Annotated in this window: 13 protein-coding genes, 1 tRNA gene and 2 pseudogenes; 6 read left to right on the top strand and 10 right to left on the bottom strand. The window is 43.1% G+C overall.

Annotation, left to right across the window (positions count from 1 at the left end; translation table 11 throughout):
- Window positions 1-290: 290 nt before the first annotated feature.
- From ftsH3 to CAL7507_RS15125, 5 genes are all read right to left on the bottom strand, one after another.
- Entirely contained in the window at window positions 291-2129 is a 1839-nt protein-coding gene (ftsH3, locus tag CAL7507_RS15145) for an ATP-dependent zinc metalloprotease FtsH3 (protein WP_015129349.1), read from the bottom strand.
- A gap of 117 nt (window positions 2130-2246) precedes the next feature.
- A complete protein-coding gene (locus tag CAL7507_RS15140) occupies window positions 2247-3032 on the bottom strand; it encodes an aminotransferase class IV (protein WP_042341353.1) in 786 nt (261 codons plus the stop codon).
- 58 nt (window positions 3033-3090) lie between these two features.
- A complete protein-coding gene (locus CAL7507_RS15135) occupies window positions 3091-3879 on the bottom strand; it encodes a hypothetical protein (RefSeq protein ID WP_015129347.1) in 789 nt (262 codons plus the stop codon).
- Window positions 3880-4015: 136 nt separating this feature from the next.
- Entirely contained in the window at window positions 4016-5233 is a 1218-nt protein-coding gene (locus CAL7507_RS15130; protein ID WP_015129346.1) for an acetate kinase, read from the bottom strand.
- A 189-nt stretch (window positions 5234-5422) separates the two neighbouring features.
- Entirely contained in the window at window positions 5423-7390 is a 1968-nt protein-coding gene (locus CAL7507_RS15125) for a GAF domain-containing sensor histidine kinase (protein WP_015129345.1), read from the bottom strand.
- Window positions 7391-7597: 207 nt separating this feature from the next.
- Here CAL7507_RS15125 and cobN point away from each other — a divergent pair.
- Window positions 7598-9994, top strand: a pseudogene (gene cobN / locus CAL7507_RS15120) (cobaltochelatase subunit CobN); the annotation flags it as partial.
- Here the strand turns inward: cobN and CAL7507_RS33675 are convergent.
- Window positions 9922-10170: a hypothetical protein gene (locus CAL7507_RS33675; protein ID WP_369750941.1), complete on the bottom strand. Its 249-nt coding sequence runs from the start codon at window positions 10168-10170 to the stop codon at window positions 9922-9924. The pseudogene cobN and the gene CAL7507_RS33675 sit on opposite strands and share 73 nt — an antisense overlap.
- Window positions 10171-10298: 128 nt before the next feature.
- Here CAL7507_RS33675 and CAL7507_RS15115 point away from each other — a divergent pair.
- Both CAL7507_RS15115 and CAL7507_RS15110 read left to right on the top strand, forming a co-directional pair.
- Window positions 10299-11684, top strand: a pseudogene (locus CAL7507_RS15115) (cobaltochelatase subunit CobN); the annotation flags it as partial.
- Between the two features lie 18 nt (window positions 11685-11702).
- Window positions 11703-12890: a peptidoglycan-binding protein gene (locus CAL7507_RS15110; RefSeq protein WP_015129344.1), complete on the top strand. Its 1188-nt coding sequence runs from the start codon at window positions 11703-11705 to the stop codon at window positions 12888-12890.
- Window positions 12891-12984: 94 nt separating this feature from the next.
- Here the strand turns inward: CAL7507_RS15110 and CAL7507_RS15105 are convergent, their stop codons facing one another.
- The 4 genes from CAL7507_RS15105 to lipA all read right to left on the bottom strand — a co-directional run bounded on the left by CAL7507_RS15105 (window position 12985) and on the right by lipA (window position 18024).
- Window positions 12985-13440, bottom strand: coding sequence for a Fur family transcriptional regulator (locus CAL7507_RS15105; RefSeq protein WP_015129343.1), 456 nt, complete (start codon window positions 13438-13440; stop codon window positions 12985-12987).
- 739 nt (window positions 13441-14179) lie between these two features.
- Window positions 14180-15430, bottom strand: a complete 1251-nt coding sequence (gene sigC, locus CAL7507_RS15095; RefSeq protein WP_015129342.1) for an RNA polymerase sigma factor SigC — start codon at window positions 15428-15430, stop codon at window positions 14180-14182.
- A gap of 669 nt (window positions 15431-16099) precedes the next feature.
- Entirely contained in the window at window positions 16100-17032 is a 933-nt protein-coding gene (locus CAL7507_RS15090; protein ID WP_015129341.1) for an NAD(P)H-dependent glycerol-3-phosphate dehydrogenase, read from the bottom strand.
- Window positions 17033-17145: 113 nt separating this feature from the next.
- Window positions 17146-18024: a lipoyl synthase gene (lipA, locus tag CAL7507_RS15085; protein ID WP_015129340.1), complete on the bottom strand. Its 879-nt coding sequence runs from the start codon at window positions 18022-18024 to the stop codon at window positions 17146-17148.
- Between the two features lie 148 nt (window positions 18025-18172).
- Here lipA and CAL7507_RS15080 point away from each other — a divergent pair.
- From CAL7507_RS15080 to CAL7507_RS15070, 3 genes are all read left to right on the top strand, one after another.
- Window positions 18173-18246: transfer RNA gene (locus tag CAL7507_RS15080), tRNA-Pro, on the top strand.
- A 672-nt stretch (window positions 18247-18918) separates the two neighbouring features.
- Window positions 18919-19839 carry a DUF4007 family protein gene (locus tag CAL7507_RS15075; protein WP_015129339.1) on the top strand — a complete coding sequence of 307 codons (921 nt, stop codon included), beginning with the start codon at window positions 18919-18921 and terminating at the stop codon, window positions 19837-19839.
- Window positions 19840-19921: 82 nt separating this feature from the next.
- On the top strand, window positions 19922-23449 hold the full coding sequence (locus CAL7507_RS15070) for a hypothetical protein (RefSeq protein WP_015129338.1): 3528 nt from the start codon (window positions 19922-19924) through the stop codon (window positions 23447-23449).
- Window positions 23450-23465 lie beyond the last annotated feature (16 nt).

The raw sequence follows: 23465 nt of genomic DNA, 5'->3' as shown, positions 1-23465 counted from the left end.
GCCCTATGGGAAGCTACTTCGTGTCTACGCTCCACTGCTTTCCGTACCCTGCGGGTTCCGCTTGCGGTACAGAATGACAAAATTATACATTCTCGAACTTTTCAAACATCCTCTAAGACGAATTCTAGAGGCATCGCAAATAAAATTATGGATGTTCCCTATGAAATATTGCACCTGACTGATTTCTGATGAATATATTGCATAATCCCAATGGGGTAAAAAAATGGGGGTAATTCTGGAATGTTCCAAAATTACCCCAAATTTAGATTTTCAATTCTTACCAAAATTGATTATGCAAACGCGGCGGTTTTCACATCGTTATTTGTCAGAATTTCTTGCAACTCATCGGCGTCTACTGTTTCTTTATCAACCAGCATTTGCGCGATTTGATCCAAAATGTGGCGGTTCCCCATCAACACTTCTTTAGCGCGTGTGTAGGCGACATCTACTAGCTTGCGGACTTCTTCATCAATGGCGGCGGCGGTTTCTTCAGAGAAATCGCGTTCTGACATGATATCCCGACCGAGGAACATGTTGCCTTGCTGACGACCGAGGGCAACGGGACCGAGTCTGTCGCTCATCCCAAAGCGGGTAATCATCTGTCTGGCAACCCGTGCTACTTGTTGTAAGTCGTTAGAAGCGCCAGTAGTAACTTCTTCTTCACCAAAGATGATTTCTTCAGCAATGCGACCACCCAAAGCCACAGCCATCTGATTTTCTAGATAAGCACGACTGTATAAGCCAGTGTCCATGCGGTCTTCGCTAGGGGTGAACCAAGTTAAACCACCTGCACGTCCACGAGGGATAATGCTAATCTTTTGCACTGGGTCATAGTCGGGCATCAATGCACCAACTAAGGCGTGACCAGCTTCGTGATATGCTACCAAAGTCTTGCGCTTTTCGCTCATCACCCGGTCTTTCTTTTCTGGCCCAGCCAACACGCGGTCAATAGCGTCGTTGATTTCATCCATCGAAATTTCAGTCAAATTCCGGCGTGCTGCCAAAATTGCTGCTTCATTTAACAGGTTGGATAAATCAGCACCTGTAAACCCAGGGGTACGACGGGCGATTTTATCCAAGTCTACATCTTTCGCCAAGGTCTTACCACGGGCGTGAACCTTTAGGATTTCGCTACGTCCAGCGTAGTCAGGACGGTCTACGACAACTTGACGGTCGAAGCGACCAGGACGCAACAATGCTGCATCTAATACATCAGGACGGTTGGTAGCGGCAATAATAATGATGCCGGTATTACCTTCAAATCCATCCATTTCTGTGAGCAACTGGTTGAGGGTTTGTTCCCGCTCATCGTTACCACCACCTAAGCCAGCACCCCGTTGACGACCAACGGCGTCAATTTCATCGATGAAGACGATACAGGGAGCATTAGATTTAGCTTGCTCAAATAAGTCGCGGACGCGGGAAGCACCCACACCGACGAACATTTCCACAAACTCAGAACCAGAGATGGAGAAGAAGGGTACACCTGCTTCACCGGCTACAGCACGAGCCAGGAGGGTTTTACCAGTACCAGGAGGACCAACTAGTAATACACCTTTAGGAATTTTTGCACCGACTGCAGTAAAGCGATCGGCATTTTTGAGAAAGTCTACAACTTCGTTTAGTTCAAGCTTGGCTTGGTCAATCCCAGCCACATCACCAAATGTGACTTGGGTTTGCGGCTCCATTTGCACTCTGGCTTTGGATTTACCAAAGTTCATTGCTTGACTACCAGGGCCATTTTGAGCGCGGCGTAGTAAGAAGAATAAGCCAACTAGAAGCAATACAGGAAAAAATAAGCTGCTCAGTGCCTTAAACCAAAATCCTTCATCGGTTTGAGGCAAGACGGAAATATCAACACCTTTGGCAGTTAAAGTATTGATCAAATCAGGGTCGTTGACTAGAGTCACTACCTTTTTATTACCGTCTCTGGATGTCACCAGGGCTGTAGAACGGTCTGCACTCAGACTGACTTTGTCTACTCTGCCTTTTTCAACTTCTTGAATGAATTGACTGTATCGCCATGTCTCTCTGCTTTGGGGTTGTTTGTCAAAAAATGCTGTTCCTAAAGCAATGACAACAATAAATAGCAGTGCATACAGCCCCGCATTTCTCCATCTTTTATTCACTGAGGTCAGTCCTCCTGTATTTTTCGTGCGTTCTCGTAGCTTCTCTGGTATGAGAGGGCATTATTAAGAATTATGTTAACTTATCTTAAGGTATAACATAATGACGCGCCTGTCATGCTAAAAAAGACCTCTTAGTTGCTGAAAACTAAAATGGTAGGGATCATATTGTAGCGATCCTGAAGGCTGCTTAACGGTATGGATAGGGATGATTTCTACCACACTATTAGTGTAGGCGATCGCTTCCAGCCCCTTGACTAACTCTGCTGTCCAAGGTTCCTCTTTGACCTGTTGCTGCTGGTTTGTTAACCAATTAATAATCTGCGTTCTCATAATTCCGGGCAAAATTAAGTCTGTCAGAGGCGGTGTCCACCAACAACCATCACGCCACCCCCAAAGATTGCCAGTGCTAGTTTCTAGCCAATTGCCCGCAGCGTCCACTAAAATCGCTTCTTGGGCATCTAATTGTTGCGCGCTATTCTTTGCCAACCAGGGACTTAAATAATTGCCTGTTTTGTGATTGGGTAAACTGCGATATAGTTCTGATTTGGCAACGGCGCACGCGCTACCATTTTTCTGTTTATCTGTCAAGTCATGTGGTAATAACCTACCAGTTATCCATTCACGTCCATCGGGAAAGATGGTGATTCTGAGGACAGGGAAATTTGCCGAGATAATTTCTGCACCTTGACGCACCCAGTGCCAGTTTGGTTGCTGCCAATTGAAGGTCTGCAAACTAAATTGTAAGCGATCGCAGTGCATGAGCCAGTTAGTTAAACTGCTATCAAGCGAGTCACCATAAACCCGCAGCGTTGTAAAAACCGTCGCCCCATACAGCAACCCCGGATCATTAATATTTAATTCCAGAGTTTGAGACTGGATGATTCTGCCGTTGTACCAATACATTAAAGGGGTTGACTGATGACGGTTGACGGTTGACGGTTGACTGATGACCAATAAATAATCAATCCTTTTCAGGAAATAAAATTTTATTATTGCCTTCAGAATCTGTAACTACTTTTCCTCCTAAAGCTTCGATTTCGCTAATTGCTCTTTTCCGAGTTTTCTCATCAATCTTATTATTTAAAATCATTGCCCAAGTAGAAATTCGAGCATACTTACTATCAGGATTTTGGCTCAAGAAATTAGCAGTTTTTTGAGAGATATCAACTATATTCTTGCTTTCTTCATCTGAATAGCCACTAGCCCAGGTTGCGGCTGTTTCAAAAGATTTTTGAGCGGCTGGAGAATTTCCTAAAAATAATAATTCATCAATACCTTTATAACGCCATATATAGTAAGACTTTTCGGGAATTTTAGGTGATAGCGACTTTAAACCTTGCTCCATCAATTCTATTGACTTTTCTGGCATACCAGCATAAATCGAAGTACTACTAGACAGACTTCGATATGCCTCTAAAAACCGTGGATCGCGTCCAAGAATTACTTCAAAATATTCTGGACTGAGACTGTAACCATTTTTTCCCCGCGCTTCATCGTCACCAAAATATTGCAAAAAATTTATATATACCCAATCAGAAATTAAATTATCATACCCAAAACTGGGCATTTGCTTAAGAAAATTGAGACGAGTTTTTTCAATTTTTATTTCCCTTTCTAGGGTTTCTAACGAGGAAGTTTTTTTACTATTCAGCAGTTTTTGCAGTTGAGGGTATTGAATCAAGCCAACCCCTAATATACACAAACAGACTGAAAAAGATGCACCAACAGTTTGACGAGATAGAGAGAACATGGGGAATGGGGAATGGGGAATGGGGAATGGGGAATGGGGAATGGGGAATGGGGACTGATGACTGATGACTGTTGACTGTTAACTGTTGACTAGGGAATAAATTTTGACCCTTGACAAATGACAAATGAAAATTTACCTAATTTCTCAAAATTTGCCAACATTGTTGAGCGATCGCCCAATCTTCCTGAGTCTTAATTACCAATACTCGCACTGCTGACTCAGGTGTGGCAATATCCTCGTCAACAGGCTGGTGTTGATTTTTTTCTTGGTCTATTTTCAGTCCTAGAAATCCGAAGGACTCACAAGCTGCTTGGCGAACTCCAGGAGAGTGTTCACCTATACCTGCGGTGAAGACTAAAGCATCTAATCCTCCTAAGCTAGCAAGCATCGAACCAATACCAGATCTTAACCGATGTATGTAGATATCCCAAGCGAGTTGAGCGCGATAGTTACCTTGGGCGATCGCCTCAAGCACTTCTGGTAAATCGCTGGATACTCCCGAAATTCCACGTAATCCAGAAGCTTTATTTAGCACATAATCTAGTCTCTCAGCGGAGTAATTGGATTGTCGCAAAAGATAAATGAGAATTCCTGGATCAACGGAGCCAGAGCGACTACCCATCATCAATCCATCCAGAGGTGTGAATCCCATAGTTGTATCAATACTGCGACCATTTTGAATAGCCGCTAAAGAGCAGCCATTACCTAAATGGCAGGTGATTAACTTCAAGGATGCTAAATCTCGACCCAGGATGTCAGCGACACGTCCAGAGCAGTATTGGTGACTGATACCATGAAAGCCGTAGCGTCGGATACCTTGGTCTACCCACTCATAGGGGCCAGGGTAAATCGCCGCTGCATCGGGGAGAGTAGCATGAAATCCAGTATCAAATACTGCCACTTGAGTTACAGATCCTAAGCTGTGTTCAATGGCTTCTATCCCTTCTAAAGCTGCGGGATTGTGTGCAGGAGCAAGATTAGAAAGATTGGCGATCGCCTTTTTAACTTCTTCAGTAATAACTGTACTCTGGCGGTAATTTTGACCACCATGCACTACACGATGACCTACCACATCAATGTCTGAAAGATGACTAATCACCTTAGTCGCACCGCGAGTCAGGGTGTAGAGCATATAGGTGACGTGGGCACGCCGGGAATCAGCATAAATTGATTCTTGCAGCGATTCACCCGTAGCGGTTTTTACCTTAATTTCCGCCACACCGCGATCGTGAGTCCAATTTATTTTTCCTTCCCAAAGGGGTTTGGGCGGTTGTTTCGGCAAAGTTTCATCTGTAATTTCATACAGACAACTTTTTTGGCTACTAGATCCAGCGTTAAGTATAAGTATTTTCATTTGTCATTGGTCAAGAGTCAAAAGTCAAGAGTCAAGAGTCAAGAGTCAAAAGTCAAGAGTCAAAAGTCAAGAGTCAAGAGTCAAGAGTCAAGAGTCAAGTGTCAAAAGTCAAGTGTCAAAAGTCAAGAGTCAAAAGTCAAGGTTATTTTCTCCCCCAATCCCCAGTCCCCAGTCCCCAGTCCCCAATCCCTAATCCCGCATCAATTGGGCTGGTATCCATACGGTAAAAATTGAACCAATCCCCACGGTGGACTCTACTTCAATTCGCCCCCGATGGAGTTCCACGAGTTGTTTAGTTAAAGCTAAACCGAGTCCTGTACCTGCGTAGCGACGGCGATAGGGTGTATCGAGTTGGTGAAATTTTTCAAATAGCAGTGGTAATTGATGTTCAGGAATGCCAATCCCAGTATCTTCTACTTGAAAGATAGCGGTGTCATCTTCCACCCAAAGGCGTAAGGTAACGCTACCATCTTCAGGAGTGAATTTAATGGCATTAGTTAACAGATTGGTAAGGATTTGTTCTACTCGTGGGACATCAGCATTAAAGCGATCGCGTCTTGGATCAATTTGCACGTCTAATTTGAGATTAATTTGTTCTGTCTTGGCTTTTCCCAGCAGCGACTCTACAGTATTTTCCGCTATCCTTACCAAGGAGAATTCTGTAATATTTAAAACTGTTTTACCCGCCTCGATTTGAGATAAATCGAGAATGTCATTGATCATTCCTAATAAATGTTCGCCACTATCGTGGATGGTTTGTAGATAGTCTCGTTGTCTTTGACTCAACTCACCCAAAGGCCAGCGTAATAGTGTAGAAGACATCCCAATGACATAAGTTAAAGGAGTGAGCAATTCATGGCTGATGGTAGCCAAAAATTCATTTCTGAGACGGCTAGCTGCTTCAGCGGCGAGTAGCGCCTCACGCAGCGCCATTGTCCGCTCAATAACTTGTTGTTCAAGAGTGTGTTTATCTTGCGTGAGTGTTTGCGTAGCGTCTCGCAGAGTTCGCATTAACTCAGCTTGATGAATAGCGATCGCTAATTGTTCAGCGATCGCATTTAGCAAGTTTATTTCACTCTCAGTCCATTGGCGTGGAGCATTGCACTGATGAGCAATTAGCAGCCCCCAGAGATTATCCTCAAATATAATTGGTGCTGCCAACTTAGCTCTAATTTGGGATTCCCTAAAAAAATTCAACAAACACTCTTCCAGAGCATAAGTTTTTTCCACATCATCCACAACCAAAGTAAAACCTTGACGATATTTCTCCCAACATTGGGAGGTTCGTATAAAGCAAGTTTCTTCCCTGTAATTCAAGACTGATGGGATAGTATCTCTAGCGCGAGCTTCATGAACAACACAACCCCCATACTGCTCATAGTTTTGTACTGGTAATTGAGATTTAAGCGCCAAAGAGCTTGACTCCTGACTCCTAACTCCTAACTCCTTGCCCTGAGCGTAGTCGAAGGGCTGACTCTTGACTTTTAAACCATCAAATTTGTAAATTACTAATCTGTCTAAATTGAGAAACTCACTCACTTGTGTAACTGCCGTTGCCATAATTATGGGCAAATCTAGACTCTTGCGAATCTGGGTTGTTATCTGATGCAATAACCGCTCTTGGGAAATCCGCTTTTTTAGGGCATCTTCCACCGACTGATCAGTATAAATATCAGGGTAGTTAGAACTAGGTAGCGCTGTTCCCTCTTGATTTGGGTACAACAAGAGATATTCTAATAACAACAGCGTAAATTGACCTTGGAGCGTAGCATCATTGGGGGCGAGAATTTGACAATAGCGTTCAATATTTTGATGAGTAGAGGAATCGCACCCAAATAAATCTTGCAGTTTGGCGATAAAGGAGGCGATCGCTTCTGCACTAAATGTCAATCTAGCATTCACCGAGGTAAACTCTTCTCCTTTCCCCACCTCTTCTTTTTTACCCACCAAAAGCGCACTAAATCTCTCCGAAACCAAGAGTGTAAACTTTTGCCCTTGCCACTCCGCAGGTATGCGTATTCTTACTAGCACTGCTTCTGTCAGGATCAAAGTGTCATTTCCCACTGCTTGAGCCATCTGCTCTAATAATTCCCCAAGCTGATTAAATACATTTAAAGGCAAGGTTCGAGAAAAGCTCAAATCAGGAGAACTAAGCATTGTCAAAAGTCTAGTACAAAAAGGCTGAATTCTGAAGTATGAAGTATGAAGTATGAAAGGAAGAAAGTTTTACAGTCAGCATTTGAGCGTTTTGTAATGGTTGGTTTATTTCAGACATGCTGCACTAGCGAGAAGGGCTAGCTGCTGAAGCTCAAAGGTTTTTTGTATTGTGTTCCAATCAACAGTTTAAGACGGTAATAAAGGATTATGCATCGTATAAGTGCCACATCTGGTGGATGGAATCAGTCAGAAAGCCTGATTTTTATAGAACAAACTCCCGCTCCTTTCGTGTTGATCACGGCTGCTGATACCGACATTCAAACCCTGGCAGCGGCAATCCCTAAATTACCCGCTACATTTCCGGCATTGAGAGTTGCTAACCTATTGCAGTTACAGCAACAAATAAGCATAGACACTTATGGTGAGCAAGTTTTAGAATTTGCCCAGGTAATTATTTTGCGCCTATTAGGAGGACGTTCCTACTGGGCTTATGGCTTAGAAGTGGTGCAGGAGATTGCTCAACGTAATGGTAGTACTCTCATTGTAATGCCAGGAGACGATGCACTTGATCCTGATTTAGTCTCCCAGTCTACCGTGTCTCTGGATGTTGTTAACCAGGTATGGCAATACTTCAGGCAAGGTGGCGTAGAAAATGTTGTTAATGCTCTCAAGTTCATTGCTGATCAGAGCCTTTTAACTGCTTTTAATCCCCCGTCGCCGATGTTAGTTCCTAGTGTGGGGTTATATGAGTGGGGATTGGGAGGTAGGGGAGATGGGGGAGTAGTGGAAAATTATGATTCCCACACTTCCCACACTCCCCACACTTCCCCAAAAATCGGCATCCTCTTCTACCGCGCTCATTATTTGGCGGGAAATGTCAAGGTAATTGATGCTTTATGTGCTGCTTTGGTAGAGAAAAATTTACAACCTGTGCCTGTTTTTGTTTCTTCACTGCGCGATCCGGATATTCAAGCTGAGTTAAAAGAGTTTTTCCAGCCGAAAGAAGGGGAACAAATTGGACTGCTGTTGAATACTACGAGTTTTTCTTTAGCGCGGTTGGAAACAGAAACACCCCAAGTCGAGTTGTGGGAAACTTTGGATGTGCCTGTCTTGCAGGTAATTCTCAGTGGTGGAGCGGTTGAACAATGGGAATTGCAATCACAAGGGTTGTCTCCCCGCGATATTGCCATGAATGTGGCACTACCAGAGGTGGATGGACGGATTATTAGTCGGGCGGTGTCTTTTAAGGCGGTGCAAACTCGCAATCCTGACTTAGAAACCGATGTGGTGGTTTATGAGCCAGTGAGCGATCGCATTGAGTTTGTCACTCAATTAGCTGCTAATTGGGTACGCCTCCGCTCTAAACCTCCCCAAGAGCGCCGCATTGCCCTAATTTTGGCAAATTACCCCAACCGCGATGGCCGCCTTGCTAATGGTGTCGGGTTGGACACGCCAGCTAGTTGTGTGGAAATTCTCCAGGCTTTACAGTCGGCTGGTTATGAAGTGGAAAATTTACCCGCTAACAGTGATGAGTTAATCCAACGTCTCACCGCTGGTGTAACCAATGATCCAGAGGGTAGGGATTGGCGTTCGGTGGCACAAAGTCTCTCTGTAGCCGAGTATCAAGAATATTTCACCTCCCTACCAGAAACCGTACAACAAAGTATTAACGATCGCTGGGGACTCTCCTCTGATGCCCGGTCACTGAGCGCAGTCGAAGTGTACCCCATCCCCGGTATCCAACTCGGCAATATCTTCATCGGCATTCAACCATCACGAGGCTATGATCTTGACCCTAGTTTGAATTATCATGCACCGGATTTGGAACCAACCCATGCTTATTTAGCTTTTTATCACTGGGTAAGAGAAAGTTTCGGTGCTGATGCAGTCGTGCATGTAGGGAAACATGGAAACCTGGAATGGCTACCCGGTAAAAGTCTGGCTTTATCTAGTAGTTGTTATCCCGAAGTGGCTTTAGGCGCGCTTCCTCACTTATACCCGTTTATTGTTAATGATCCTGGTGAAGGTTCCCAAGCCAAGCGTCGCGCTCAAGCGGTGATTATCGATCACTTGACACCGCCAATGACTCGCGCCGAACTCTACGGTGCCTTGCAACAGTTGGAAAATTTAATTGATGAATATTATGAGGCGGAAAGTTTAGATCCTGGAAGATTACCGATAATATGCGATCGCATCCGTAACTTAGTTATTCAAGAAAATCTTCACCGCGATTTAGGTATTCAAAATGACCAAGACTTTCTGAATTGGGAAGTTTTAATTTTGAATTCTATCAATGGCTATCTTTGTGAATTAAAAGAAGCCCAAATCCGCGATGGGTTACATATTTTCGGGCAATGTCCCCAAGGACGACAACTGCGAGATTTAATTGTAGCGATCGCTCGCATCCCCAATCGTTATTCAATAGGTATTACCAGGGCGATCGCTCAAGATTGGGGTTTAGATTTCGATCCACTCACAGCCGATTTGTCAATAGCCAGTGGTGAATTATCTGTAGTCAATGGCAAATCCTGTCACACCCTCGGTGATGTTGTCGAAGTCCTGGAAGAACATGCAGCTTTCTTAGTTGAGCAGCTTTTAACATCAAACTCCGAGCTTTTAACATCAACCACCGAGCTTTTAGCACCAACCGCCAAGCTTTTATCTCCAACCACCGAGCTTTTAACATCAAACTCCGAGCTTTTAGCACCAAACTCCGAGCTTTTATCTCCAATCACCGAGCTTTTAGCACCAACCGCCAAGCTTTTATCTCCAACCGCCAAGCTTTTATCTCCAACCGCCAAGCTTTTATCCCCAAACTCCGAGCTTTTATCCCCAACCGCCGAGCTTTTAACACCCCCTGCCCCCTGCCCCCCTGCCCCCTGCCCCCTGCCTCACTCCCCCTGCCTCACTCCCCCCTACACTCGACTGGATCAAATCAAAACTCATCCCGGCTTTACAAAAAACTGACCAAGAAGTTACTAATTTACTCCGGGGACTCGATGGAAAATATATCCCCAGTGGTGCATCTGGCGCACCCACGCGGGGACGACCGGAAGTCCTACCCACAGGTAAAAACTTTTACTCAGTTGATATTCGGGCTTTACCTACAGAAATAGCCTGGGATATCGGCAGGAAAGCCGCTGAGACTCTGATTGAATGCTATACCCAAGAAAACGGTGAGTATCCCCAAACACTAGCCTTGTCTGTATGGGGCACAGCCACCATGCGGACTGGAGGTGATGACATCGCCGAGGCGTTGGCGTTGTTGGGTGTGCGTCCCGTATGGGATGGTGCAGCACGGCGGGTAGTAGATTTTGAAATCTTACCCCTATCGCTTTTGCAACGTCCCCGTGTAGATGTGACTTTGCGAATTTCGGGATTCTTTCGGGATGCTTTCCCCAACTTAATTGATTTATTTGAGCAAGCAGTGACAGCGGTGGCAGCATTAAATGAACCACCAGAGCAAAACCCTTTAGCTGCTCAAGTGATCCAAGATACAGAATTTTGGATGACACAAGGTTTAAGTTCAAAAACTGCAATTGAGCGATCGCGCTATCGCATCTTTGGCTCTCAACCAGGTGCTTACGGTGCCGGACTCCAAGGCTTAATAGAATCACAAAATTGGACAGATGACCAGGATTTAGCACGTGCTTACATCAACTGGAGTTGCTACGCCTACACTAGTGTTACTGCTGAAGGTAAAGGAGGGTTAGTGGGAATTGCTGCCCCCGAAGCCTTTGAACAGCGCCTGGGGAAAATGCAAGTTGTTCTGCAAAACCAAGACAACCGCGAACACGACATACTCGATTCTGATGATTATTATCAATTTCAAGGTGGTTTAACCGCTGCAGTTCGATCTTTGCAAGGAAAAAATCCCCAAACTTATTTTGGTGATAATTCTATTCCCGCCCAACCACGCATCCGCCAACTGCGAGAGGAAATCGCCAGGGTATATCGTTCTCGTGTAGTTAATCCTAAATGGATTGCGGGCGTGATGCGCCACGGTTATAAAGGTGCTTTTGAAATGGCGGCGACAGTAGATTTTTTATTCGCCTATGATGCTACAGCCCATTGTGTCGAAGATTATATGTATCAGGGAGTAGTAGAAGCTTATTTACTTGATCCCGTTGTTGCAGAATTTATTCAAGAAAAAAATCCCCATGCGTTGCGTGATATTGCTGAAAGATTGTTAGAAGCACACAAGCGCAATTTATGGGAGGATGTAAACATACAAACTTTAGAAAGTTTACGCAACTTAGTACATCAAGCTGAAGCAGCAATCGAAGAAAAATAAGTGGTGTAGGACTCGAATATGGACAACATTGCGTACTTGCATCTAGCCTTTGCCTACGAAGACAACCAATCCAATGAATTGGTTTCTCTGAGCTACTTGTTAAACAAAGCAGCTACCCCAGATTGGAAACGACTTTCTGGCAAAGCTTGGAAATATATGCTGCCTCTGGCGCTCACCTTGTCAGTTCTCGGTGCTGTGAGCAGCGTCTTGGCATTAGAAAGAGGCGATCAAGGCCCCTCCGTCAGAAATTTGCAACAACAACTGAAAAGAGTAGGCTTTTATCAAGCTCCTATCACTCAAGTATATGATTTCCCTACAGAAGATGCTGTGCGGCGGTTCCAAAAAGCTGCAGATTTACCAGTTGACGGCATTGTGAGCGCAACTACTCTGCAAAAATTAGATAAATGGCGATCGCCAGCTTTAGTAGCACAAGCTAAAAAACCCACTGCTGTCAGTGCGTCAGTCACAAAAGCGGCTGTGATGAATACACAGACTAAAAAACCCACTGCTGTCAGTGAATCAGCTAAAAAGTCAAGCACACCTAGTTCTGTAGCTAGCAAACGCCGCAGTCCCAACCTTCTAGTTAAAGGTGATGAAGGTGAAGATGTCAGAGCCTTGCAAGAACGGTTGAGAGTTGCAGGTTATTACTACGGTAATGCCACAGGGATATTTGGCCCCATTACCGAAGAAGCCGTCAAGCGGTTCCAAGAGGCTTATAAATTAAACGCTGATGGTATTGTCGGCCCAGTAACACTAGCTAAATTGCCACAAAATGGCGTTGGCAATGGCGACGATGACGCTAAGGAGCCAGTAGCAGCAAAGGGAGACAAACTCAGGCTAGGCGATCGCGGCGAAGCAGTTCGAGTTCTCCAAGAGCATTTGATTCAAGCAGGATATTTAGGAGGCGAGCCAAATGGCTACTATGGCCCCAACACCACAGATGCTGTCCGCAGATTTCAAGCAGCTAATTATTTAGCAGCCAGTGGGGTTGCTGGCCCCACTACCAGAGCGAAGTTACATAGCTCAGTTAGCACTGCTTCAACAAGTGAATTTAGCGTCTTGGAAATCCAAAGAAGATTAAGAGACAAGGGTTTTTATAAAGGCCAACTGAACGGTGTGATGGCAGACGATACCAAAAAAGCAATCAAGCAAGCTCAAGAATTTTACGGAGTTAGTCTCAAAGACATCAAAAGCGGACGCTTTTAGCATCCGCTCAGTCGTTGTCACTACGAGTAACCAATTGGTAGCCTACCTCCGATAACAGCGTTTGAAACCCTCGGTTTTCGATCCCAATTAGGTACTAAAGAGGCATTAGTGCCCGTTGGCACTGGGGGCAGACTGCATGGATTGTTAGTTGACAATCCAATAGGTGAAAGCCTTCTTTTTGAGCAGTCTTTGCCCCAATTTTTAAAATTGTGTCGTTTTTAAACTCAATTGTGCTATTGCATCTGACACAAATCAGGTGATGGTGGTGATGGGGATATGGCTGGTTTAGTTCATAATGTTTATGTCCTTCCCCCAATTCAAGTTCCCGCAATATTCCCATCCTAGCCATCAACTTCAAAGTTCGATAGATAGTTGACAGACTAATGCCTTCTCCATCGGTTTCTAGTCGATGGTAAAGATCCTCAGCACTGAGGTGTTCGCCTTGTGGCAGCTCTTGAAAAATGTGTAAAATCGTTTCTCGCTGCGGAGTTAGACGCCAACCTCGGTCATTTAATTCTGCCTTGAGTGAACTAGATGTGTAGACAGTCATACTAATTTTTCTCAACAAAGCCTATTAGTTGAGAATATAACAAATATTTTGAGCAATTTGCAACAAACATTGCTTATTGAGAATCTATGCTAAATGCTTACAAATAATTCATCAAATCTTGATAAGCAGCAAAATAATAGATGATCCCCACTCTAAAGGTATCCTGAGAATAGCTTTTGATAGACTCTAGTCTAGCTAAATGACAATAATTTTCTACAGACTAGAAAATAACTGTGGTAGCGGGGATCAAGTGCGTCAATTACCAATGAAAAAATAGGGAACACTACGTCGTCCACATAACGAAAAATTCTAGAAGGGTCTCCCTCGGGAAGCAACATTTTAAGAGGGAGCAAGGCTTTAGAGCTTTACCTTCTTTCGTAAGATAGCCTAGAGTCAGACAATTTTGGATTTTAGATTTTGGATTGACCCTGCGGATAAATCCAGGGGCTGGGAAATTTTAGATTTTGCGAAAAGTTGAGCCAGTGCGTTGGACGGGTTCCCCGGCTTAAAGCAACTGGCGTTGCGGTGCGGAGCCAGTCTCGTGGGCGGCTCTGCCGACTTGAGAGAACTGGCGTGGGGTTCCCCCCGTTGAGCAAACTTTTTAAGACGGATTTTGGATTGATTCCACGGATAAATCCGCTTGCTCTGTACCATCAAGGAATTATTGGTCAACAATCCATCCATACAATTCTGCATTCAAAATTCATAATTCGTAATTTTGAATTGTGAACTTTGTTGACTAACTTAGTGACTCCAAATAGTCACGGATGAGGTTACGCCGTTTGGGTTGGCGGAGCTTCTGCAGAGCTTTGGATTCAATTTGTCGGACTCGTTCCCGCGATAAGTCGAGAGCGCGGCCAATTTCTGCTAAAGAGTAAGGATGACCATCTGCTAAACCAAACCGCATCAGAATCACATCCCGTTCGCGACTGGTTAAATCTGCCAATAGATGCTGCAAGTCTCTTTGTAAAGATTCTCGCATTAACATTTCTTCTGGGGTGACACAGTCGGTTTCTAGTAATTCTCCTAACTCAGTGTCTTTATCTTTTCCTACCTTGGTTTCCAAAGAAACTGAACGAGGAACTCTTAACAAAACTTCTCGCACTTGAGTTGGTGTCATTTCTAGCTCAACAGCTAGGTCTTCTAAAGTAGGAGTGCGCCCTTTTTCTTGAGCAATTTTGCGTTGGGCTTTTTTAATTTTGTTCAGCTTTTCTGTAATGTGGACAGGGAGACGGATGGTGCGGCTAGAAGTAGCGATCGCCCGCGTAATACCCTGACGAATCCACCAGTAAGCGTAGGTGCTAAAGCGATAACCCTTAGTTGGGTCAAATTTTTCCACAGCGCGCTCTAAGCCTAGAGTGCCTTCTTGGACTAAATCTAACAATTCCAAGCCACGATTTTGATACTTCTTAGCAACAGACACGACTAGGCGCAGATTAGCCTTGATCATGTGTTCTTTGGCTTGGAGTCCTTGGGTCTGGATTTGCTCCAGTTCTTCCACCGTCAACTTGGCAATCTCCGCCCAGCGACGTTTGCCATTTGCTAGAGTCGGTTTAAGATCCGACAAGACTATACCCGCAGTGGTTGCCCACCTTTCTAATGATGGGCGATGTCCCAATTCAGATGTTAGACGCTCCTGAACTTCAATTAACCGCAGATAAGGTTCAATTACTGCATCCCCAAGCTTTGCAGCGTTAGCAAGCACTATCCGCATCCGCAAGTAGCGCTGAACTTTTTGCGCTTCGGATACCTCTTCATCCCGCCCCAACAAACGAACCCGACCAATTTCCTGCAGATATAAACGTACCAGGTCTGTACTGCGTCGGTTAGCGTTCGCAGCGAAGGTAGCCGGATCAGCAGCAGCTATCTCTAGCTCTTGAATCTCATCTAAAGGCAACTCACCTTCATCAACTGCGATCTCTGAGTCCACAACCTGGCGGGATTTCTGGGTATTGTAGGGGGCATCTGCGTAAAAAGATGTTGCTGGCATAAGGATCGTCTCAATGGCTCCAGGTAACAATAGATTACGGTCAGCTAAAAAATTACGGTCAGCTATTCAACTGTTGCTATTGTTCCCGTGATTCAAGATGAACTAACACGGTTAAAGAATTCAGTACAGTTTTTTTGAAAAAAAACTAAAAAAACCTGTACTGAGCTTTTTTTAAACATGACTACCGAAATAGTCGGCTGCTGTAGTTCTTTCCTTGAACCAATAGCTATTCAATCTACAGCTAGCCTTCAAGCTTCCAAACTACTTTTTCAACATTTCAACTTTGATGGGACTTGACTGTTACAAAAGTAACGTTGTATAATCATATTTCAGTAGTAATCATGTCTGTTATCTGCATAGTCATATCTACACGGCTGTGAAGGTAGTATCCTGACGATTTACTAATTTTTCTCTAAGGAATATTTGGTAATAAGTTTAAGTAGTAGCTATAGGCAGTAGCTGGGTAGTTACCCTGAAGCAAAAATGGCAAACCATGATTAAATAAGTTTTTCTCATAGCTGACTGAGCCACCATCATGTTACCCATCAGACAGTCAATCAGTTGATGGTAAAATGCGGGTTGGCAAAGACGAATGAATTAGGGCACATAAGAGTTAAATCCCCGACTTCAACCGCGATAACTGTTTAATGATTGAGGATTAAGAAGCAATTAGTTATATTCCGGCTTGATGTCTCGCAGCATCAATTCATCAAGTGCCCGCTGAGGAGTAACTTCACCCTCAAGTAAGCGGTAAACTTGCTCGGTAATCGGAACTGGAATATTCTGTTGCCTGGCTTTTTGCAGCAAAACTCGGCAAGTATTAACTCCTTCAGCAGTTCCGGGGAGATGGGCGAGAATTTCTGCGAGTGTTTTACCACCAGCTAGTTGATAGCCTACTTGATAATTGCGACTTAGGGGGCTGTTGCAGGTGGCGAGTAAATCTCCTAAACCTGATAAACCATAAAATGTTTCTGGTTTCGCACCCCAAAATTTGCCAATGCGAACCATTTCGGTCAGTCCACGGGTGACTAAACCAGCTTTAGCATTAGTTCCCAGATGTAAACCATCGCATACACCAGAGGCGATCGCAATCACATTTTTCAGTGTGCCACCTAGTTCCACTCCCACGGGGTCGGGATTAGTGTATACACGGAAACGACTTGAAGAAAATACTTGCTGCACAAATTCAGCCGCAGTGGGTACACTGCTGGCTACTACCGTAGCAGCTGGTAATTCTTGTTGAATTTCTTGAGATAAATTAGGCCCAGATAAAACTACCACTGCATGATGAGGGAATGCTGTTTGCCAAATTTGCGACGGCGTCAAAGTGGTTTGGGGATCTAAACCTTTCGTCGCCGTCACAAAAATTGTTTGTGGAGCAATGTCAAAAGACTTGACTTGCGTGACTACATTCGCCACACCTTTCATCGAGATTGCAGACAGGATGATTTGGGCATCTTGTAACACTGCTTCTAGACTGTCCGATCCCCCACGCGACCACAAATGCACCCTGTGACCGTTAGCGGATGCCAAATTTGCGAGAACTGTGCCCCAAGCACCTGCTCCCAAAATGGCTACGGTTTGTGGTTGGTCATTTGTCATTTGTCATTTGTCATTTGTCATTTGTCAAGGGTCAAGGGTCAAGGTTATTATCTCCCTCATCTGCTCCCTGCCCCCTTGCCCTGAGCGAAGTCGAAGGGCTGCCCCCTTCTCGCTCATCCTCGACTACGGGGGTAGCGTTGCATTAATTCCCTGACTTGTTCCGCATGATAGGAGCTTCGTGTCAAGGGGGAAGAAACAATTTGTAAAAATCCTAGTTCTTCGCCAAATGCTTTCCAAGCAGCAAATTGTTCTGGAGTGATAAAATCATCTACTTTTAGGTGTTTTTGACTGGGTTGGAGATATTGCCCAATTGTCAAGATATCGCAATCTACGTTTCGGAGGTCTTGCATGACTTGGCGAATTTCAGTGTCTGTTTCACCCAGTCCAACCATGATTCCGGATTTTGTGTATGCCCAAGGAGCAATTTGACGAGAACGCTGTAATAATTCTAGCGTGCGATCGTAGTTACCTTGTGGACGCACACGGCGATACAAGCGTGGTACAGTCTCTGTATTGTGATTTAGCACTTCTGGCGCAGCTTCCAGAATGATCTCCAGAGCTTCCCAATTACCGCACAAATCAGGAATTAGCACCTCAATAGTGGTGTTGGGTGAAATTGTCCGCACAGCTGCAATACATTGCACAAACTGAGATGCACCACCATCTGGTAAATCATCCCGGTTCACAGAAGTGATCACCACATGATTCAGTTGCAAACGTAGCACGGCTTCCGCTAGTCGTGCTGGTTCGGTGGGATCTAACGGTTGAGGTTTTTTCTCAAAATCTATATCGCAGTAGGGACAGGCGCGCGTGCAAGCTGGCCCCATAATCAAAAAAGTAGCAGTACCAGCCTGGAAACACTCACCAATGTTTGGACAGGATGCTTCTTCACAAACGGTGTTGAGCGCTAAATCTCGCAAAATTTCTTTGACGTTACCGACGCGCTCCCACTGAGGCGCTTTTACCCGCAACCAGTCTGGTTTAACAGTCACAATCCGCCTTTATCGCTGAAGTTATATAAATTTAATGGTAGCAAGCAAAGTTAGTGATGAAGTGGTCTCAATCTATTTAATATATGGATGCATTTTTGTCATTTACCTTTGGTTGTGATATTTTGGAGTTGTAGTGCTGTTTTTTCGGCGGGATGTAGCGCAGCTTGGTAGCGCACTTCGTTCGGGACGAAGGGGCCGCTGGTTCGAATCCAGTCATCCCGATTTTTGTTGAACAGTTTTTTGCTAGTTTTGGTTTAACCATATAAGACTACCGTGTAAGTTGAGCCAGTATTTCAGCAGCTTGGGTATAAAGGCTCTTTCTATTCACAGCGATAGTACCGCAAGGCGGAAGCCAAAAGCCAAAAGTCAAAAGTCAAAAGTAATATGGAGTAAGCTTTTTAGCGATTGAGAATGGTCTGCTTATTTCCGCCGCACTGTACTAGTTATTGGTCAATTGCTTCTGCTATGCTACAAGCGGATGAAATCTGAACTTATACCATACTTAGCATGACGTAGTGGCATGATCGGACTAATTTGATACAAAAAAATTGTATATTTTGTAGGTTGGGTGGAGCGGGGCAAAACCCAAGATTATCAAGGCTTTGTTGGGTTCCGCAAAGCCTCAAACGCCACTTCAACGCCAGTTGCTACCCTGCGGGTTCCGCTTTAGTGGTACAAGTCGGGAAACCCGCCCACGTGAGTGGCTCCCCAACCTACATCTAATGCACTACTTTAGCCTAGACAGTCCAGTAATTTAGCTAAGTATCTTAGAGATTCTTCGCTTTGGAGCCTTGAGCAAGGCTTTGCCAACAGACGGTTACTGAGCGTGGTCGAAGTAGTGACATTTTTAAAGTGATAATAAATAAAATAGTTGCTACCCATATTTATCCTATCGTGATTCAAACTCATCTAAACTTAAAACATCAAGAAAGTCCAGTAAGTCCAGTATTTGCCAACCATGAAACTTTTCACCCGCGTTTTGGCTGGTTGAAAAAAGGCTTTGATGCAGCTAACAAAAATCCAGGTGTTTTCTTACAGGATGATGCTCCTGTGCGTTTAGGTGTTGGTAAAAATATGGTTCGTGCTATTCGCTATTGGTGTAGTGCATTTAAAATTCTGGATAAGAATAATTTACCAACAAGATTTGGGGAAAAACTTTTAGGAAATGACGGCTGGGACTCTTATCTAGAAGATCCGGCATCATTATGGTTGTTGCATTGGAATTTGTTAAAGCCAACTTGTGAAGCTGCTGCCTGGTATTATATCTTTAATGTTTTTCGAGATTTAGATTTTACAAAAGAAGATATCTTAGTAGGATTGAAAAATTATATACTTAACTTTAACAAGACTATTGCTGAGTCTTCTTTTATTAAAGATGTAAATTGTATTTTACGAATGTATACATCCCAGGATGTTATTAGAGACAATAATCCAATTGAAGACTCTATTGATTGTCCTTTTAATGAACTTGGGTTAATTCGTAATTTTGGTAGAAATTATCAGTTTAAAATTGGCGCAAAAGCTAATTTACCTGCATCAATCATCGTTGCTACCTGTTTAGAATATGCTAGTTGGGTAAGTCAAGGAAGAGAAACCATTAATATTCCTAGTCTACTTTATGATGAAGGTAGTCCGGGGATGGTGTTTAAACTAACGGAAAATATCTTATGTGCAGCAATTGAGGCGATCGCTAAAGAATTTGATACGATAGTTCTTTCTAACACTGCTGGGTTAATTCAGTTATCTTTTACTGGCGAACCAGATATTTTAGCTGAAGAAATTTTAGATAAATATTATAGTAGGGAATTAGGATAAAAACTAATTTTCCCAGGGTTTTATGATTATTCTAATCTGGCTGATAAATACTATATAGTCCTTGATAAAAATGAGTGAAGTTATGACTAACAAAAAGCTATCCCATTATTTTAGTCTCCAACGTCGCTATTCTCGTTCTATCAATTTAGAAAGAGATTTAGATAGTGTGGAAGCTTTAGAGGGTTATGTGCTAACTAAAAGAGCGATTGATTCTCTAAAACGTATCTTAAATAGTTTTAATTCTGATGAAGGAAATAGAGCTTGGACTTTAACCAGCGTTTATGGTACAGGGAAGTCTGCTTTTGCTCATTTTTTAATTTCTCTTGCTGCTAAATCCCAAAGTAAAATCCACATTAAATCTTTATCAATAGCTGAAGAAAAATTAGGTAAAGATAGTGATATTTATCAATTAATTCAAAGCAAAATTAACTCCAAAGGATTAATTAGGGCTGTAGCTACAGGACAAAGAGAACCGATTAGTCATACCATTATCAGAGCTTTATTAACAGGAGTTAATAATTTCTGGACTGCTAGCCAAAAGAACAAAATCAATGTTGTGCGTCAGTTGGTAGATTTGGAAGCAGAAATTAATGATGGGGGAAAGGTTGATAGTAGAGAAATTCCTCATTTGGTGTGGGAATTAGCCAAGGAATCTCAAACGGGGATTTTTCTAGTTATTGATGAACTAGGGAAGAATTTAGAGTATGCTGCTCATGCTCAAGGTGATGAAGATTTATATCTTTTGCAGCAATTGGCTGAATTACCAAAAGATAGCAAAAATCCTATTTACATTTTAGGGATATTACATCAAGCTTTTACAGAATATAGTCAACGATTAGCGACTATTCAAAAAAATGAATGGGCAAAGATTCAGGGGCGATTTGAGGATATTGCTTTTACTGAATCATCTGGACAAATGATGAGTTTAATTGGAGAAGCAATTGATTCGTCAGCAGCAAATAACATCAGCAGTGCGATTAATATTTACTCTCAGGATTGGTTTGAGTATCTAGAATCAATAATTGTTGATGAAGAAGTAACTAATCAGGTGATCAAAGCAGTTTATCCTCTACATCCTTTATCTGCTTTAGTTTTACCAACTCTTTGTCAACGTTATGCTCAGAATGATCGTTCTTTATTCACTTTTTTAACTAGTAGTGAACCTCTATCATTTCGCAATTTTTTAGAAGAAGTAAAAGTTAAAGATTACGAATTACCCTGTCTGAAGTTATACCAAGTTTACGACTATTTTATCGAAGCGGCGGGACTGGGTTTAGCTTCACGTCCTAATTTGCAAAGATGGGTAGAAATTCAAGATTTAATTAATGATGCTAAACGGTTAGAAGAAGATAGTCTTAGGGTGCTGAAAACTATCGGGATTTTGAACCTAATTACAGTTACAGGTTCTCTGAGGGCGACAAGAACCTTAGTAGCTTTAGCAATGTGCGATCGCCCGTCAGCAACAGAGATTAATTATTGGCAACAAATTATTGATAGACTGTTAAAACAGAATTTAATTACTCATCGTCGCCAACTAGATGAATTGCGGATTTGGCAAGGTTCTGATTTTAATGTTGACAGTGAGTTAAGTAATTATATAGGACAAGAGCGATCGCCTTTAGTTAAACTCTTATCTCTCCATCGTCCCTTAAGGCCTTTAGTGGCTCAACGTCACAGTTATCAAAAGGGAACTTTGCGTTATTTTGAACGCCATTATTTAGATAATTCTCAAGATTTGAGCCAGTTAAGCTGCAGCAGTGTAGATGCAGACGGTTTTGTCGGGTATTGGGTAGATGAAAAAACTCTGGGTGGTGAGCGCAGTCGAACCACGAATTCTGTTCCTTCCACCACTAGCGACGGTAAACCGTTGGTGATTTTGAGTGCGGCTAATTTAGATATTCTGCAAATGCGGACTCTGGAATTTGTAGCGTTGAGTAATATCAAAAAAACAGCTAAAGAGTTGCAAACTGATGGGGTGGCAAGAAAAGAGGTAAATTATCGCTTACAAGAAGCTGAAAAATTTCTAGATGAAACCCTCAATCAGTCCTTTAGTATAGCAGCGAATCAGCAATGTTGGATTCAAGGACAAGTGGAAACACTCAACAACATTACTGACTTTAATAGTAAGCTATCTGATATATGCGATCGCGTCTATCATCGCAGTGTAGTTTTGTGGAATGAATTAATTAACCGTCGGGATTTAACCTCCCAAGGGGCTAAAGCTAGGCGAGAATTGATTCAAGCAATGTTGGAACATCAACATGAAGAAAGATTAGGCTTGGAAGGTTATGGCCCTGAAGTTAGTATGTATTATTCCCTGCTAGAAGAAACAGGGATTTATCGTCAGGAAGATAGTTATTGGGATTTTTATCCGCCATTGGAAAATTCAGGTTTGAATTTCCTGTGGGAAGCGGTTGAGAACTTTTGTTTAGCAGCTACAGAAAAAAGCCAAAGTTTTGATTTACTTTATCAACATTTAGCAGCACCACCATTAGGTGTGAAACAAGGTGCTATTCCCGTAATTTTAGCGGCGATTCTGTTGTATCATGCTGATGATTTGGGACTATATCAAGACGGGACATTTATTCCCGTATTAGGAACAGAACATTTTGAATTATTAGTTAAATATCCTGAAAGGTTTGCTGTTAAATATTTTGCCGTATTGGGATTAAGGGCAGAGGTATTTAAGGAATTAGAAGCAATTTTACGCAATCCTCAGTTAAAAACATTGGGTAAAGTGCGTAATGCAACTTTGTTAACAGTGGTTACGCCTCTTTATCAATTCGCCAAGAAACTGCCTAAATATACTCAACAAACTAAACGACTGGAGCCAGAATCCAGAGCCATTTTAAAGGCATTACAAACTACTGTTGAACCCGACGAATTGTTGTTTAAAGCTTTACCAGCAGCCTGTAATTTACCTGCAATTGGGATTGAAGCTGGAGATGATGGTGTGACAGCGAAAACCTTACGCACTAAGTTAGTTCATGCCCTAAGAGAGATTCACACAGCTTATGATCATTTATTGAGTGATTGTCAAAAACTGATTTATGAAGCCTTTGGCGTGAGAAGTCAGGAAACAAAACTCAGGGAAGATTTGCGGGTAAGGGCGAATTATTTAGCGGGAAAATGTATTGAACCTTTACTCAAACGCTTTATTCGCGCTGCATCGGATGAAAGTGCAAGTGATGCTCAGTGGTTGGAAGCTTTGGTGATGATTGTGGCAGATAAACCGGCTCTATCATGGACTGATGATGATGCAACTGCCTTTGAGATGAAGTTAGCAGATTTGGTACGCCGGTTTAAGAATCTGGAAGCTTTGCAAAAGGAAGTCGCCGCCAAGGGGGAAGGTTTTGAAGCCCGACGCATCACTATGACTCGTCCCGATGGTGAGGAAATCCATCGCATGGTATGGGTAGATCATGGGAGAGAGTCGCAAGTGGAAAAGATTGTTGACGAATTTCTGGCTAAATTACCAGATGATCAGCAGTTACTACAGGCGATTTTGGCAAAGTTGAGTGAGCGGATTTTAAATGCTGATTTGCCAGAGACGGTTACTAAAATTGAAGAAAAGCGAGTTGATGAAATAAGGGGGAAAAACTTCGGCTAAAAGAAGCATTGTAGTG

Source organism: Calothrix sp. PCC 7507, from assembly GCF_000316575.1.
Lineage (GTDB): Bacteria > Cyanobacteriota > Cyanobacteriia > Cyanobacteriales > Nostocaceae > Fortiea.
The sequence above is the reverse complement of the archived record's forward strand: the minus strand, read 5'-3'. Positions and strand labels throughout refer to the sequence as shown.